19 protein-coding genes and 1 pseudogene are annotated in these 13,044 nt (G+C 62.0%); 17 read left to right on the forward strand and 3 right to left on the reverse strand.

Annotated features, from left to right (window positions below; translation table 11 throughout):
* The 4 genes from QZ564_RS05230 to QZ564_RS05245 form a co-directional block, all read left to right on the forward strand.
* On the forward strand, positions 1-361 hold a 361-nt coding region (locus QZ564_RS05230), incomplete at its 5' end, for an ABC transporter permease subunit (RefSeq protein ID WP_297105763.1).
* A complete protein-coding gene (locus QZ564_RS05235; protein ID WP_297105766.1) occupies positions 358-1,470 on the forward strand; it encodes an ABC transporter permease in 1,113 nt (370 codons plus the stop codon). The genes QZ564_RS05230 and QZ564_RS05235, both read left to right, overlap by 4 nt.
* Positions 1,471-1,488: 18 nt before the next feature.
* Entirely contained in the window at positions 1,489-2,466 is a 978-nt protein-coding gene (locus QZ564_RS05240) for an ABC transporter substrate-binding protein (protein ID WP_297105768.1), read from the forward strand.
* A 227-nt stretch (positions 2,467-2,693) separates the two neighbouring features.
* Positions 2,694-3,593: a hypothetical protein gene (locus QZ564_RS05245; protein WP_297105771.1), complete on the forward strand. Its 900-nt coding sequence runs from the start codon at positions 2,694-2,696 to the stop codon at positions 3,591-3,593.
* 133 nt (positions 3,594-3,726) lie between these two features.
* Here QZ564_RS05245 and QZ564_RS05250 read toward each other — a convergent pair whose 3' ends face one another.
* Positions 3,727-4,314, reverse strand: coding sequence for a TetR/AcrR family transcriptional regulator (locus QZ564_RS05250; protein WP_297105774.1), 588 nt, complete (start codon positions 4,312-4,314; stop codon positions 3,727-3,729).
* 75 nt (positions 4,315-4,389) lie between these two features.
* Here QZ564_RS05250 and QZ564_RS05255 point away from each other — a divergent pair, with 75 nt between their 5' ends.
* From QZ564_RS05255 to QZ564_RS05315, 13 genes and pseudogenes are all read left to right on the forward strand, one after another.
* On the forward strand, positions 4,390-4,791 hold the full coding sequence (locus QZ564_RS05255) for a VOC family protein (protein ID WP_297105777.1): 402 nt from the start codon (positions 4,390-4,392) through the stop codon (positions 4,789-4,791).
* 63 nt (positions 4,792-4,854) lie between these two features.
* A complete protein-coding gene (locus tag QZ564_RS05260; RefSeq protein ID WP_297105780.1) occupies positions 4,855-5,337 on the forward strand; it encodes a glutathione peroxidase in 483 nt (160 codons plus the stop codon).
* 157 nt (positions 5,338-5,494) lie between these two features.
* Complete coding sequence (locus QZ564_RS05265; protein ID WP_297105783.1) at positions 5,495-6,127, forward strand: DUF1236 domain-containing protein; 633 nt, start codon at positions 5,495-5,497, stop codon at positions 6,125-6,127.
* A gap of 130 nt (positions 6,128-6,257) precedes the next feature.
* A complete protein-coding gene (locus tag QZ564_RS05270) occupies positions 6,258-6,716 on the forward strand; it encodes a cyclic nucleotide-binding domain-containing protein (RefSeq protein WP_297105786.1) in 459 nt (152 codons plus the stop codon).
* The gene (locus QZ564_RS05275; RefSeq protein ID WP_297105789.1) at positions 6,713-7,006 is read left to right on the forward strand and encodes a SelT/SelW/SelH family protein; all 294 of its coding nucleotides are present in this window, start codon (positions 6,713-6,715) and stop codon (positions 7,004-7,006) included. Before QZ564_RS05270 ends, QZ564_RS05275 begins: the two co-directional genes overlap by 4 nt.
* Positions 7,007-7,070: 64 nt before the next feature.
* Positions 7,071-7,253, forward strand: a pseudogene (locus QZ564_RS05280) (DUF1508 domain-containing protein); the annotation flags it as partial.
* Positions 7,239-7,439 (forward strand): DUF1508 domain-containing protein, encoded by a 201-nt coding sequence (locus tag QZ564_RS05285; protein WP_297106011.1) that lies wholly within the window; start codon positions 7,239-7,241, stop codon positions 7,437-7,439. The pseudogene QZ564_RS05280 and the gene QZ564_RS05285, both read left to right, overlap by 15 nt.
* 71 nt (positions 7,440-7,510) lie before the next feature.
* Positions 7,511-8,299 (forward strand): transporter substrate-binding domain-containing protein, encoded by a 789-nt coding sequence (locus QZ564_RS05290; RefSeq protein ID WP_297105792.1) that lies wholly within the window; start codon positions 7,511-7,513, stop codon positions 8,297-8,299.
* A 172-nt stretch (positions 8,300-8,471) separates the two neighbouring features.
* Entirely contained in the window at positions 8,472-9,290 is an 819-nt protein-coding gene (locus QZ564_RS05295; protein ID WP_297105795.1) for an amino acid ABC transporter permease, read from the forward strand.
* A 69-nt stretch (positions 9,291-9,359) separates the two neighbouring features.
* Complete coding sequence (locus QZ564_RS05300; protein WP_297105798.1) at positions 9,360-9,887, forward strand: CreA family protein; 528 nt, start codon at positions 9,360-9,362, stop codon at positions 9,885-9,887.
* Between the two features lie 99 nt (positions 9,888-9,986).
* The gene (locus QZ564_RS05305; RefSeq protein ID WP_297105801.1) at positions 9,987-10,190 is read left to right on the forward strand and encodes a hypothetical protein; all 204 of its coding nucleotides are present in this window, start codon (positions 9,987-9,989) and stop codon (positions 10,188-10,190) included.
* Between the two features lie 171 nt (positions 10,191-10,361).
* Positions 10,362-10,997, forward strand: a complete 636-nt coding sequence (locus tag QZ564_RS05310; RefSeq protein ID WP_297105804.1) for a peroxiredoxin — start codon at positions 10,362-10,364, stop codon at positions 10,995-10,997.
* Positions 10,998-11,453: 456 nt separating this feature from the next.
* On the forward strand, positions 11,454-11,810 hold the full coding sequence (locus QZ564_RS05315; protein ID WP_297105807.1) for a septal ring lytic transglycosylase RlpA family protein: 357 nt from the start codon (positions 11,454-11,456) through the stop codon (positions 11,808-11,810).
* Between the two features lie 63 nt (positions 11,811-11,873).
* Here QZ564_RS05315 and QZ564_RS05320 read toward each other — a convergent pair whose 3' ends face one another.
* Complete coding sequence (locus QZ564_RS05320) at positions 11,874-12,866, reverse strand: aldo/keto reductase (RefSeq protein ID WP_297105810.1); 993 nt, start codon at positions 12,864-12,866, stop codon at positions 11,874-11,876.
* A complete protein-coding gene (locus QZ564_RS05325) occupies positions 12,866-13,030 on the reverse strand; it encodes a DUF1127 domain-containing protein (RefSeq protein WP_297105813.1) in 165 nt (54 codons plus the stop codon). The genes QZ564_RS05320 and QZ564_RS05325 overlap by 1 nt, the downstream gene beginning before the upstream one ends.
* Positions 13,031-13,044: the final 14 nt, after the last annotated feature.

The raw sequence follows: 13,044 nt of genomic DNA on the forward strand, positions 1-13,044 counted from the left end.
GGTGGTCGGCATGGTCAAGGGGCTGCGCTCGCCCGAGGCCATCCAGCTTGATCTCATGCGCACCTATGATGCCAATGCCTGGCAGACCTTCTGGAAGCTGCGCTGGCCGGCCGCCATGCCATTCCTCTTTGCCTCGATGAAGGTCGGCATCGCCATTTCACTGATCGGTGCCGTCGTCGCCGAACTCTCCAACGCCTCGGGCGGGGGACTCGGCGTGCGTCTGCTCACCGGCTCCTATAACGGCCAGACGGTGCAGATATGGGCGGCGCTGTTCATCGCTGCGGGCCTTGCCGCCGTGCTGGTGGCGATTGTCGGCAGCGCTGAAAAATGGGTCAATGGCCGGATGGGGGCGCGGGCATGATTTTGCGCGAACTCACCAGCCTGCAGCTCTATCTTGCACTGGTCGCCGGCGGCGCCGGTCTGCTTGGTTTTCTCGCCAGCCTGCCCACCATGGGCAGTGCACCCCTGCTGGCAGGATTCTTTGCGCTGGCCACGCTCTCACTGGTGCGGCTCACCCTGCCATTCAGCCTGTGGCTCGACGGCTTCCTGGCGGTGTTCGGCGCGGTCGCGCTGGTGGCGACGCTGCCATCGGGCGCAGCCATGCCCCTGCATCACTGGCTGGCCCTGGTCTCGGCCTGGGCCTTCGCCTGGCTGTTTGTCGAGCGGCTCTCTGGCGCCATCCGCAGTGGGACACTGCCTGAAAGCGGCATTGGGCTGCTTATTCCGATTATCTTCGGGCTCGCCCTGCTCGTGGCCTGGGAGGTGATCACCCGCGGCGCAAACGTGCCGCCAGTGCTGCTGCCGCCACCCTCTTCCATCTGGGCGCGCATGACCGCTGAGGTTCCCACGCTCTGGGCTGATTTCGTCCAGACCTTCGTCAAATCCGTGCTGCCCGGCTATGCCATTGGCTGCCTGGCCGGGCTCATAGTTGCCATTGCCGTGGACCGCTCGCCTTTCCTCAAGGCTGGGGTCCTGCCCATCGGCAATTTCATGTCGGCGCTGCCCATTATCGGCATCGCCCCCATCATGGTCATGTGGTTCGGCTTCGACTGGCAATCCAAGGCGGCGGTCGTGGTCGCCATGACCTTCTTTCCCATGCTGGTCAACACCGTGGCCGGGCTCAACGCCGCCTCGGCGATCGAGCGCGACCTCATGCACACCTATGCCGCCAACTACTGGCAAACCCTTATGAAGCTCAGGCTCCCCGCTGCGGGCCCCTTCATATTCAACGCCCTCAAGATCAACTCGACTCTGGCCTTGATCGGCGCAATCGTAGCGGAATTCTTCGGAACGCCCATTGTGGGAATGGGCTTCCGGATTTCGACCGGGGTGGGGCGTCTCGCCATCGACCTGGTCTGGGCGGAGATCGCTGTTGCGGCGGTCGCGGGGTCCGCCTTCTACGGGGTGATCGCCCTCATCGAAAGGGGCGTCACCTTCTGGCATCCGTCTGTCCGTGGTGGACGGGCGTAACAGGGAATGGGAACGAAAATGAAGAAACTGATCGCAGGCTTGCTCACCGGCGCCATGGCGCTGGGTATCGCTCCGGCCTTTGCCCAGGACGCGCTGACCTTGCAGCTGAAGTGGGTGACGCAGGCCCAGTTCGCCGGCTATCTGGTGGCCGAAGCCAAGGGCTTTTATGACGAGGAAAATCTCGACATCACCATCCTGCCCGGTGGCCCCAACATTGCCCCCGAACAGGTGATTGCCGGCGGCGGCGCCGATATCATCGTCACCTGGATGGCCGCCGGCATGGCCGCCCGTGAATCGGGTGTGCCGCTGGTCAATATCGCCCAGCCCTTCAAGCGCTCGGGCCTGATGATGATCTGCCCCGAAGAAACCGGCATCACTGAAGTCGCCGATTTCCCCGGCCACACGCTGGGCGTCTGGTTCTTCGGCAACGAATATCCCTTCTTTGCCTGGATGAACAAGGAAGGCATCCCCACCGACGGCTCGGAAGGCGGCGTTACCGTCCTGCAGCAGAGCTTTGATATCCAGCCCATGATCCAGGGCCAGGCCGACTGCATCTCGGTCATGACCTATAATGAATATGGCCAGGCGCTCGATGCCGGCTACGGCCCGGATAACCTGACCATCTTCAACTATACTGATATGGGCAATGACCTCCTGGAAGACGGCCTCTATGTCATGGAGGATACCCTCGATGATCCGGCCAAGGTCGACGCCTATACCCGCTTCGTGAAGGCCTCGATGAAGGGCTGGGCCTATGCCCTGGAGAACCCGGAGGAAGCCGCCGAAATCGTGGTTGAAATGGACGACACCGGCGCGGCCGAATATGAGCACCAGCTCTATATGGTGGGCGAGGTGTCCAAGCTGGTCGACGCCAGTGACCCGGCGCTCAACATGGAAACCTATGAGCGTACCGTGCAGGCCCTGCTCGACCAGGAAATCATCAAGGCAACGCCGGAAGGCGCCTACACCTCGGTGGTCACCGACGCGCTGAAGTAAGCGGCGATAATTGCGCCGATCCTGCGGGCGGGGAGCGGTCCCCGCCCGTTTGACATTCCGCCAAGCGGGAACAAAATCAGCCCCCTCAAAGTTGTTTGACCACATGTGCCAAGCAACAAGAGGGCTTACCCCATGAACTCCATCATCTATCTCGTCGGCCTTGTCGTTATCGTCATGGCAATCCTCTCCTTCATCGGCCTCGCGTGAGCCGGAACGGGAGGAGCATCATGAGCATGGACACACCGGCAGGCGTCGCCGTCGTTGAAACCGAAATCACCCGCGAACAGGGCGAGCATGGCTATGTCGACTGGTCTGCGATCATTGCCGGCATAGTTCTGGCCTCGGCCATTTCCCTGGTCCTGATCAGCTTCGGCTCGGCCATCGGCCTCAACTTCATTGATTTCAACGCCCGTGAGGGCGCCGCCCCCATCCTGATTGGCATTGGCGCCGCCAGCTGGTTCCTCTGGGTGCAGATTTCCTCCTTCATGGCTGGAGGCTACCTGACCGGCCGCCTGCGCCGGCGTCACTTTGATGCCACTGAAGACGAGAGCGACATGCGCGATGGCGCCCATGGTCTCTTGGTCTGGGGTGGTGCGATGATCATCGGCGCCATTCTCGCACTGGGCGGCATCGGCGCTGCAGGCAGTGCGGTTGGCACCGCCGTATCCACCGCCACCACCGCCGCGTCAAATGTCGCCGAAGGCACGGCCGACAATCTCGATCCCAACGCTTATTTCATCGACACTCTGTTCCGCGCCGAAGCGCCTGCCGCTGAAACGGGTATGGCCCGTGACGAGGCCGGTCGCATTTTTGCCCGCGCCGCGATGAGTGACGGGGCCGTGCCCGCCGAGGATCGGACCTATCTGGTCAATCTGGTGGTGGCCAATACCGGTCTCTCGCAGGAGCAGGCTGAAGCCCGCGTCGATCAGGTGATCGCCAATGTCGAGGCGGCCCGCCAGCAGGCTATCGAGGCGGCGCGCATTGCCCGCAACACCGCCATCATCGCGGCCTTCCTCCTCGCCGCATCATCGCTGGTGTCGGCCATCGGCGCCTATTGGGCGGCCCAGAAGGGCGGCAATCACCGCGACAACAACACCATCTTTGCCGACGTCTTCCGTCGGTTCTGATCGGCACGAGAAAGGAGAATAGCGATGTTCAAAGGACTGGCCCTGTGGCTGCTCGGCGTGCCGATCTGGCTCATCATCATTCTCTTCCTGGTCTTCTGACCGGAAGAACAAGGCGGGGATCATTCCCCGCCTTTTATTTGGTCCTTAGCCCACGAATGATTGCCTTCATCACCTTGCGATAGGCGTCGACATCCTTGCCCTCTGCCTGTGCTGCGCGGTCGAACATGGCATTGAGCAGATGCGCCAGCGGCAGGGCTGGCACGTCGCGGATCGCCCCGGCCTCGATGGCGGCATTGACCCCCTCAATCAGGGTGCGCAGCCCATGGCGCGCATCGATTTCGTCCACCGCCGCGCGCCCAAGCACCGCTGGCGCATCCACGACCAATATCCGGCGCCGGCCTGCGTCCTGCATGGCCGACAGAAACCCTTCTCCACCCCGCACCAGCGCCTTGACCGGGCCGGTTTCGTCGTCGCCCCCTTCGGCGACCTGGTGGATGCTGAGCGCCAGCAAGGCATGCTCTTCTTCCACCACCGCCGCAAACAGAGCCTGTTTGTCGGCGAAATGGTGGTAGAGCGCGCCACGCGTTACCCCCGCTGCGGCCACGATTTCCGGCGTGCTGGTTGCGGCATAGCCCTTTTCCGCGAACAGCGTCCGCGCGGCCGAGACCAGCGCCCGCCGCGTGGCAGCCCGGCGATCCTGCTGACGTCTTCTGACTTCCATATTTCATACACCCTGAATCGTTCTTTCAAACATGCTGAATGTTTGTTGCTACGTTGTTAACGAGGGAGATCATCAATGTTCACAGCGCTTTATCCATTGCTGCATGTCCGGGACGTGCCGGCGAGCAGCCGCTTTTATCAGGATCATTTCGGCTTCGAAGCGGTCTTTGAAAGCGACTGGTACGTGCAATTGCGCGGCGGCGCCAAGGGACAAGAGTTGGCGCTGATCACTTTCGACCACGAGACCATCCCACCTGAAGCCCGCCAGCCCACCGCAAACCTCATCCTCAGCTTCGAGGTGGAAGATGCAGCCGCCGCGGCTGCGCGGCTGGAGCAGGCCGGCGTCATCATCGTCCAGCCCCTGCGCGACGAGGTGTTCGGCCAGCGCCATTTCATCGCCACAGATCCCAATGGCATCCTTCTCGATGTCATTATGCCCATCGAGCCCGACCCCGACTGGCTCGCCGCCCAGGGCTGACCGCCCTTGCGTCAGCCACCCGATGGCCATAGCTCTGGGGTCGTTGCATCCCGGAGCCCTTCCATGACCAAGACGCTTGCCGATTTTTCCGCCAATCGCCTCGATGGCACTGCGCAATCTCTGGCGGACTATTCCGACAAGGTCGTTCTGATCGTCAATGTTGCCAGCCAATGCGGTTTCACCCCGCAATATGAAGGGCTCGAAGCCCTGTATCGCCAGCACAAGGACGATGGGCTGGTTGTTCTGGGTTTCCCCTGCAACCAGTTCGGCGAGCAGGAGCCGGGCACCAGTGCCGATATCGCTCAATTCTGTTCGTTCAATTTCGGCGTGAGCTTCCCGATGTTCGAGCGCGTCGACGTCAATGGTGACGGAGCCCATCCGCTCTTCGCCTGGCTCCGGCGGGCCGCGCCCGGCGTTCTGGGCACCGAAGCCATCAAATGGAACTTCACCAAATTCCTGCTCGATCGCGACGGCAAGGTGGTCGAACGCTTTGCGCCGACCACCGAGCCGGCAGAGATCGCGCCGGCCATCAAAGAGCTGCTGTAGCGGACCGGCCACACCCACCCATCACATTTCTTCCCGCACGGAACGCATGCGAGGCGGCTCCGTTCGTTGGGCAAGGGGCGGAAATGAGTGCGCCGGCCCCGGTGCACTCCCCTTGCAAGAGGCGGCATTGGTGCCGCCGCGCGAAAGGAATGACAAAATGAAAAAGACCCTTCTGGCCTCCGTGGCCGTGATTTCGCTTGGCCTGTCACTGCCTGCCATGGCGCAGGACAGTGGCGTGGTTGACCCTAATGCTGGCGCTGCAATCGGCGCCACCGGTGGTGCTGCAGGCGGCGCGACGCTGGGCTTTCTGGCCGGCGGCCCCATCGGCGCAGTCATCGGCGGTTTTGCCGGCGCCGTGATCGGTGCCGAGGCCGGTATCGAAACCTCGACCATCGAATATGCCGGCAACAACCCGGTTGAGCCCGTGATGGTAGATGGCTCGCTGGATGTGGGTGCCGCCGTTCCCGCTGGCGTCACCATCTATCCGGTCGAGGGTGACGAGACCCACGGCTATTTCTACGCCAATGGCCGCGTCTGGATCGTCGATCTCAATTCCAACACGCTGGTCTATTCGCCCGGCTACGTGGTGAGCCAGTCGGCGGCCGATTTTGCCATCAACAACCCGGTTGATCCTGTCAGTGCTGAAGGCGATGTTGTTGTCGGCTACGTGCTTCCGCAGGATGCCATGGTCCATCAGATCCCCGACAGCAGCTATTACGGCTATGTCTATGTCGATGGTCGCCCGGCCCTGGTCGACGCTTCGACCCGGACCATCGTCTGGATCCAGTAACGGTTCCGTCCCTCGCGCTGCCGCCCGGACATCTGTCCGGGCGGCTTTGCTTTGTCCGGCCAATGCTTTAGATTTCGCCGCGGATGACATCCGGGCGGCGGATCCGGGTAGACATTGGAGGCGGGGGCCGATGGCCGATATTCTCGACTATTGCAGCGATCTCAATGAAGTTCGGTTCAAGCCCGGTCAGGACATGCTGCCCGAGGGCGAGCGTCTGGGAAAGCTGCTGGTGCTGATCGACGGACAAGTCGAGGTCATCCGCGAGCGCACCCAGGTGACCCATGTGGATGAACCCGGGTCGGTGTTCGGCGAGATGTCAGTGTTGCTCGACATGCCCCATTCCGCCACGGTCAAGGCGCTGTCGGCCGTACGCGCCTATGAAATCCCCGATGCGTTGACTTTTCTGGATGGGCATCCGGAAATGAGCCTGCATATCGCCACCATATTGGCGCGGCGGCTTTATTATACCACCTCCTATCTGGTTGACCTGCAGCAACAGGCCGCCGGCAAGCGGCAGGACCTCGATCTCGTCGATGAGATTTTGGCCAGCCTGGTCGATCCAGCCGAAACCGGCAAGAAGCGCAAGTGAGCGGCAAGCCCGCCATCACCATTGCATATTGTACCCAGTGCAACTGGATGCTGCGCTCGGCCTGGCTGGCGCAGGAACTGCTTTCCACCTTTTCGCTGGAGCTGGGGCGGGTGACCCTCGTTCCCGGCACCGGCGGCATCTTCGAAATTCATTGCGACGATACGCTCATCTGGGAGCGCAAACGCGATGGCGGCTTTCCCGATAGCCGGGTACTCAAGCAATTGGTGCGGGACATCATCGACCCGGACCGCGACCTGGGTCATGCCGATCGGATTGATCGCGAACAGTAATGACTTCCCAAATTGCGACCATGCGCTAGTCTTGGCCGGTGAGTCATCCAGGGAGGCCAGCGTCATGGCACACAAGTTCAATATCACTGCCGCCGCCAACGATCAGTTCAAGTTCGATTTCTCCTATAATTCGGAGAAGATCTTCTGGTCGGAGAACTACAAGGCCAAGGCCAGCGCCAAGAGCGCCATCGAATCGCTCAAGAAGAACGCTCCCGAAGCTGCCACCGTGGATGTGAGCAAGGGCGAAGAAGGGTCTGGATACCGGTTCGAGATCAAGAAATCCTCCGATGACCAGTTCTTCGTGAATTTCGTGGCCTCCAACGGCGAGACCATGGTCCGCACCGAACGCTACACCGCCAAGGCCAGCGCCCAGAACGCCATTGATTCACTGAAAAAGAACGGCCCCGGCGCCGAGGTCAACGACGAGGCGTAAAGCGCCATTCCCAACCCACATGCGCCTGGTTTAGTCTCCCGGTGAAATCTTTTCCGGGAGACCTCAATCAGATGAACAGCAAGTTCGCCTTCCTGGCCGGTGCCGCCCTGGTGCTGGCCGCCATGCCTGCTACTGCGCAGGACCTGCCCGACCTGGGCGGCCGCACCATCCATGCGGTGACCGAAAACGCCTATTATCCGCTCAACTTCGCCGGACCGGACGGAGAGGGCATCGGGCTCGAATATGATGTGATCAACGAGGTGGCCAAGCGTCTCAACGCTACGGTGGAATGGGACCTGACGGCCTGGGATGTGATGATCGAAAGCGTGCGCACCGGCCAGTTCGACATCGGCGCCGATGGCATCACCATTACCGAGGAACGTGAAGAGCAGATCGACTTCACCGATCCCTTTATCACGGTTGAGCAATATTTCCTGGTGCGCGCCGATGAAGACCGCATCACCGGACCGGAAAGCTTTGCCGAAAACACCGACCTGCTGTTCGGTGCGCAGGCTGGCACCTCCTCCTTCTATACCGCCATCTACGACGTGCTCGATGGCGACGAGGCCAATCCGCGGGTCAAGACCTTCGACAGCTTCGGCGCCGCCGTGCAGGCGGTCAAATCCGGTGATGTCGATGCGGTGATCGCCGACCAGGCGGCCTCGGCCGGCTATATCGGCGCTGATCCGGGCGCCTTCAAACAGGCCGGCGCAGCCATCAAGTCCGACCCCTTCGGCTTCATCCTGACCCCCGGCTCCGATCTGGTCGAACCCTTCAATGCCGCCCTGGCCCAGCTGCGTGACGAAGGATGGCTCGACGAGCGGATCAATTACTGGTTCTTCGAATACGCGGCTGAGTAGGTCTGTCGCCGTTCTCGCTCTTGCCGTCACCCCACCCTCAATCCCTCCCCATCAAGGGAGGGAAGCGCTGGCTGAAATGCCAGTGCTCATCGTCTCCCTCCCCCTTGTGGGGAGGGGGCAAGGGCGGGGGTGCTGCCTCCGCCGCCCTTGGCACTAGAATCCACCACACCCCATGACCTATCGCCCCCGCCGCCCCTCCATCTTCTCGCGTCTGCCCTATTGGCTGCTCGCCATCGGCCTGCTGTTCGTGCTCGGGCTCTGGGCGATTACCAGCAACCAGACCTATGGCGACATCTTCCGCACTCTCTCGGGCGGCGTGGTCACCACGCTCTGGGTCACCATTCTGGCCTTTGTGGCAGCCACAATTCTGGGCCTGCTCATCGCCCTGGCACGCACCTCCGGCAATCGCGTGCTGCGCGAGATCGCGACCTTTTATGTCGAAATCATCCGCGGCATCCCGATCCTGGTGTTTCTCTTCTACATCGCCTTCGTCGCCGCCCCCGCCATGGTCGCCGGCTTCAACTGGCTCTTTGCGCCGCTGATCGATTGGGGCCTTCTGGCTCCGGCCACGGTGCGCGGCTTCGACTTTGTCTGGCGCGCCATTTTCGCGCTGACAGTGTGCTACTCGGCCTTCATCGCCGAAATCTTCCGGGCCGGCATCGAGGCGGTGGGACGCGGCCAGCTAGAGGCCGCCCACTCCCTCGGTCTTTCCCGCTGGCATTGCTTCCGCCACATCGTCTTTCCCCAAGCGCTGCGCACCATTCTGCCTCCGCTCGGCAATGACTTTGTGTCCATGGTCAAGGACAGCGCCCTGGTTTCCGCACTCGGCGTGCAGGACATCACCCAATTGGGCAAGCTCTCGGCCTCGTCGAGTTTCCTGTTCTTCGAGACCTATAACGTCGTGGCCTTCCTCTATCTCACCATGACCATCTCGCTGTCATTGCTGGTGCGCTGGCTGGAAAAAATCATGGACGGCAAGGTGGGACGCTAGGGCGCGCCTGCCGCTTGCGGGCTGCGCTGGAACTTCCCATGTTAGACGGGCACCCTCCGGAGGACTTCCATGCACCCCATCGCCCGTCTCGCCATCGTCGCTGTTGCGGCCATATCCCTGGCTGCCTGCGGTAACCGCAACGAGGTGGGCAGTGTCGGGGTCGACTGGACCGGCAATGATATTTCCATCGAGGCGGTGGCCGATCCCGAGGTGGATGGCGTGGTGTGCCATCTCTCCTTCTTCAACCGCTCCTTCATCGACCGGCTGAGCCAGGGCAACTGGTTCGAGGATCCCTCCTATTCGGCGCTGGACTGTTCGGCGGTGGGTCCGATCACGGTTGGCGACATTTCCACGCGGGGCGGCGGCGAGGAAATCTTCCAGCAGGGCCGTTCGCTGATCTGGAAGTCCCTGCGCGTCACCCGCATCTATGACGCGACCAACAATGCGCTGATCTATCTCGCCCATGCCCGGCAAATCCAGCAGGGCTCGGGCAAGATGAGCCTTTCGGTGGTGCCGCTCAACGGGCTGGATGTCACCTGGGAAAATGGCGCCCCGGCGCGCCAGCCGGCGGCGGAAGGCTCGGTGCTGGTGCAGTAACGATCGGCGCTTTTTGATTCAAACCCCACGCGATTGCACCACATCTGCGCAATCCGCCGGTGGCAGCCTTGAGACTGCGGTAATGTGCTGGAGGGGCGCATGCGTGGTCTGTTCGCCTATATGGCCGACAATGCGGCCGATCTCCTTCTCAACCTGGCCTTCTGCCTGATCGTCTATCTGGTGGCCCGCCTGCTCAAGGCCAACCCGGCGGTGGCGCTGGTCTTCGCGGCCATCCCGATGGTGATGATCTTTCTTTTGCAGAACCCGGGCGTGCCCAGGGGGCTGATGGCCATGCTGGGTTGATCGGCTCCATTTCCATCGCGCCCCGGGCGCGATAATGGCTTGCCCGCATTGCCCCAAACAAGGCAAAACCATTTCGCATGCCGCCGCTTCAAGCGGGGGCCTTCAGCACGATATTCTATTTATCAGAACCTTACAGCAGACCTGCGGCAGCGCGGGCAGAGGAAGACGACCATGGCCATTCTGATCGGCGATACCGCCCCGGACTTCACCCTCGAATCCACCGAGGGCACCATTCACTTCCATGATTTCATCGACGGCTCCTGGGCAGTGCTGTTCAGCCACCCCAAGAACTTCACCCCCGTCTGCACCACCGAGCTGGGCTACACCGCCAAGCTCAAGGACGAATTCGCCAAGCGCGGCGTCAAGGTCCTGGGCCTTTCGGTCGACAAGCTCGAGGACCATGCCGGCTGGGCCAAGGACATCGAGGAAACGCAGGGTTCGGCCCTCAATTTCCCGCTCCTGGCCGATACAGAGGGTGAGGTCGCGCGCAAATACGACATGATCCATCCCAATGCCGACAACACGCTGACAGTTCGTTCGCTCTTCGTCATCGGGCCGGACAAGAAGGTCAAACTCAAGATCGAATATCCTGCGTCCACCGGGCGCAATTTCGATGAGATCCTGCGCGTCATCGACAGCCTGCAACTGACCGCCAAGCACCAGGTCGCCACCCCGGTGAACTGGAAGCATGGCGAGGACGTCATCATCGTCCCGGCGGTCACCAATGAAGCGGCCAAGGAAAAATTCCCCGGCGGCTGGAAGGAAGTGAAACCCTATCTGCGCATCGTGCCCCAGCCCCAGGGCTGATTGCACATCCTTTTTCCCTCTCCCTGACCAACTGGGCGGTGGCTTCTGGCCACCGCCCTTTTTCATGGCGCCAGACAGGTGCAACTGACACATTGCCGCCCCATTCCGGGAGGACGGGGGCACAATCGGGTCGAGATTCCCGCCCTTGCCGGGGTCAAATCGGGTCTTGATGTCTGGTTTGCAGGAACCGTTGCCTCAGCGACACACCCCGCAAATCGATACCTCCTTCTGGCCGATCTCGGCCCCGGGATGACGGAGCGCACGCATCTTGGTGGATTCAGTTTCTAAGGTTTACGCAATCTTGCACCCCCACCGCCGTCACAAGGCTTGGGAAACCTGGTGCTGCCGGGCCACAAACTGAGGCGGGACGTCGCAGGCGGCCGATCCGGCCCAGATTCCGGCGGCTCCCGCCCTTATTGAAGCGCCCATCGACAACTTCAGTGAGCTTCAGGACCATTGACTAAGAATACCGTTATCGCCGCAGCATCGGCCGCAGCCCTCCTCGCCTTCTCCTCTTCTGCAGCCTATGCCCAATGTGGTGGTGCATCCTGGTACGGCCCCGGATTTCACGGCAAGACAGCCGCCTCCGGTCAGGTCTTTGACCAGAACGCCATGACTGCGGCGCACCGGACTCTTCCTTTCGGCACCAAAGTCGAAGTGACCGACCAGTCCACCGGCAAGTCGGTGCAAGTGACCATCAATGACCGTGGTCCGTTCCACGGCAAGCGCATCATCGACCTGTCCAAGGGTGCCGCCGCGGCTCTGGGTTTCCAGAACAAGGGCGTGACCTCGGTCTGCATCGCGCAGAAATAAGCGTTTCACCGCGCAAAACTGCAGGAAGGCCGCCAGAGTTGGCGGCCTTTTTGTTGCGATGATCTATGCCGGGGCCAGTTGGGCCTGCAAGACCGCATCGATCTCGGCCATCACTGCCGCCGGCAGCGGACCCTTCTCCAGTGCCCCCAGATTGTCACGCACCTGGGCTTCGGTCTTGAAGCCGGGAATGGGGAAGGTGTGCGGCGATCGGGCGAGGATCCAGCCCAGCGCGCCCTGTGCCGGGCTGCGTCCGCCGCTGGTCAGCAGGTCGCGCAAGGCGGCGAGCCGGGCCAGCACCTCCGGCGTCGGCGCACCATCCTTGAAATGCTTTACCCAGGGGTGTCCGGCGCCGCGCACGTCACTGCCCGGCAATCGGCTTGTGGCGGTGAACTTGCCCGACAACAGCCCCATGGCCAGTGGCGAGCGATTGAGGCTGGCCAGCCCGGCCTCGGCACAGAGCGAGAGCATGTCCGCCCCGTCATGCAACACGTTGAGTTCCTGTTGCACCGCCACGAAATGCGGATAATCCAGCATCCGCCGCGCCGCCTGGGCATTGTCGGTGCTCCAGCCCCAGGCTCGGATGCGCCCGGCCTCAGCGAGTTTCTCCAGCGCCTCGGCGGCGGCGTCGGCCTGATCTCCAGTGAGGTCGCCGGGATGGATCTGGTAGAGATCGATGGCATCGACGCCCAGCCGTTTGAGCGACTGCCCATTGGCCCAATCGATATAGCCCGGCGACACATCAATGGAGATCAGCGCCCGCTTGGCTTCGTCATAGGTGAAGCCGAACTTGGTAGCGATGATCGCCTCGTCCCGTCGCGCCTTGAGCGCCGCACCCAGAACCCGCTCGCTATGGCCAGTGCCATAGGCATCGGCTGTGTCGAACAGATTTGCGCCCAGATCGAACGCGATCTGCAGGGCCCGAACCGATTGAGCGTCATCCACCTCACCCCAGCCATCATTGCGGCCATCCAGGGTAAAATGCCCGCCTATGGCCCAGCATCCTAGGCCGATCGCCCCGGCCATGCGTCCAGTCCGCCCAAATTTGCGCTGCGCCATCATGTGCGGTCCCCCTCGACATTGAGCCGGGCGACATAGTCGCCGATCTGGTTGCGTTCGATGCCCAGATCCGAAAGCAGCCGGTCATCCAGCATGGCAAGCTTGCGGCGGGTCAGATTGCGAATGTGCCAGACATGCAGCCGGCGCGTGATGGGTTCAAACATGATGTGATGCCTCC

Source organism: uncultured Devosia sp., assembly GCF_913055165.1.
Classification (GTDB): domain Bacteria; phylum Pseudomonadota; class Alphaproteobacteria; order Rhizobiales; family Devosiaceae; genus Devosia.

What these genes read in the sequence shown, in the direction of transcription:
- QZ564_RS05245 (WP_297105771.1), top strand. Translation starts at nt 2,694, where the DNA reads ATGAGCATGGACACACCGGCAGGCGTCGCCGTCGTTGAAACCGAAATC.
- QZ564_RS05265 (WP_297105783.1), top strand. Translation starts at nt 5,495, where the DNA reads ATGAAAAAGACCCTTCTGGCCTCCGTGGCCGTGATTTCGCTTGGCCTG.
- QZ564_RS05300 (WP_297105798.1), top strand. Translation starts at nt 9,360, where the DNA reads ATGCACCCCATCGCCCGTCTCGCCATCGTCGCTGTTGCGGCCATATCC.
- QZ564_RS05310 (WP_297105804.1), top strand. Translation starts at nt 10,362, where the DNA reads ATGGCCATTCTGATCGGCGATACCGCCCCGGACTTCACCCTCGAATCC.
- QZ564_RS05305 (WP_297105801.1), top strand. Translation starts at nt 9,987, where the DNA reads ATGCGTGGTCTGTTCGCCTATATGGCCGACAATGCGGCCGATCTCCTT.
- QZ564_RS05290 (WP_297105792.1), top strand. Translation starts at nt 7,511, where the DNA reads ATGAACAGCAAGTTCGCCTTCCTGGCCGGTGCCGCCCTGGTGCTGGCC.
- QZ564_RS05270 (WP_297105786.1), top strand. Translation starts at nt 6,258, where the DNA reads ATGGCCGATATTCTCGACTATTGCAGCGATCTCAATGAAGTTCGGTTC.
- QZ564_RS05295 (WP_297105795.1), top strand. Translation starts at nt 8,472, where the DNA reads ATGACCTATCGCCCCCGCCGCCCCTCCATCTTCTCGCGTCTGCCCTAT.
- QZ564_RS05235 (WP_297105766.1), top strand. Translation starts at nt 358, where the DNA reads ATGATTTTGCGCGAACTCACCAGCCTGCAGCTCTATCTTGCACTGGTC.
- QZ564_RS05325 (WP_297105813.1), bottom strand. Translation starts at nt 13,030, where the DNA reads ATGTTTGAACCCATCACGCGCCGGCTGCATGTCTGGCACATTCGCAAT.
- QZ564_RS05255 (WP_297105777.1), top strand. Translation starts at nt 4,390, where the DNA reads ATGTTCACAGCGCTTTATCCATTGCTGCATGTCCGGGACGTGCCGGCG.
- QZ564_RS05260 (WP_297105780.1), top strand. Translation starts at nt 4,855, where the DNA reads ATGACCAAGACGCTTGCCGATTTTTCCGCCAATCGCCTCGATGGCACT.
- QZ564_RS05240 (WP_297105768.1), top strand. Translation starts at nt 1,489, where the DNA reads ATGAAGAAACTGATCGCAGGCTTGCTCACCGGCGCCATGGCGCTGGGT.
- QZ564_RS05320 (WP_297105810.1), bottom strand. Translation starts at nt 12,866, where the DNA reads ATGGCGCAGCGCAAATTTGGGCGGACTGGACGCATGGCCGGGGCGATC.
- QZ564_RS05250 (WP_297105774.1), bottom strand. Translation starts at nt 4,314, where the DNA reads ATGGAAGTCAGAAGACGTCAGCAGGATCGCCGGGCTGCCACGCGGCGG.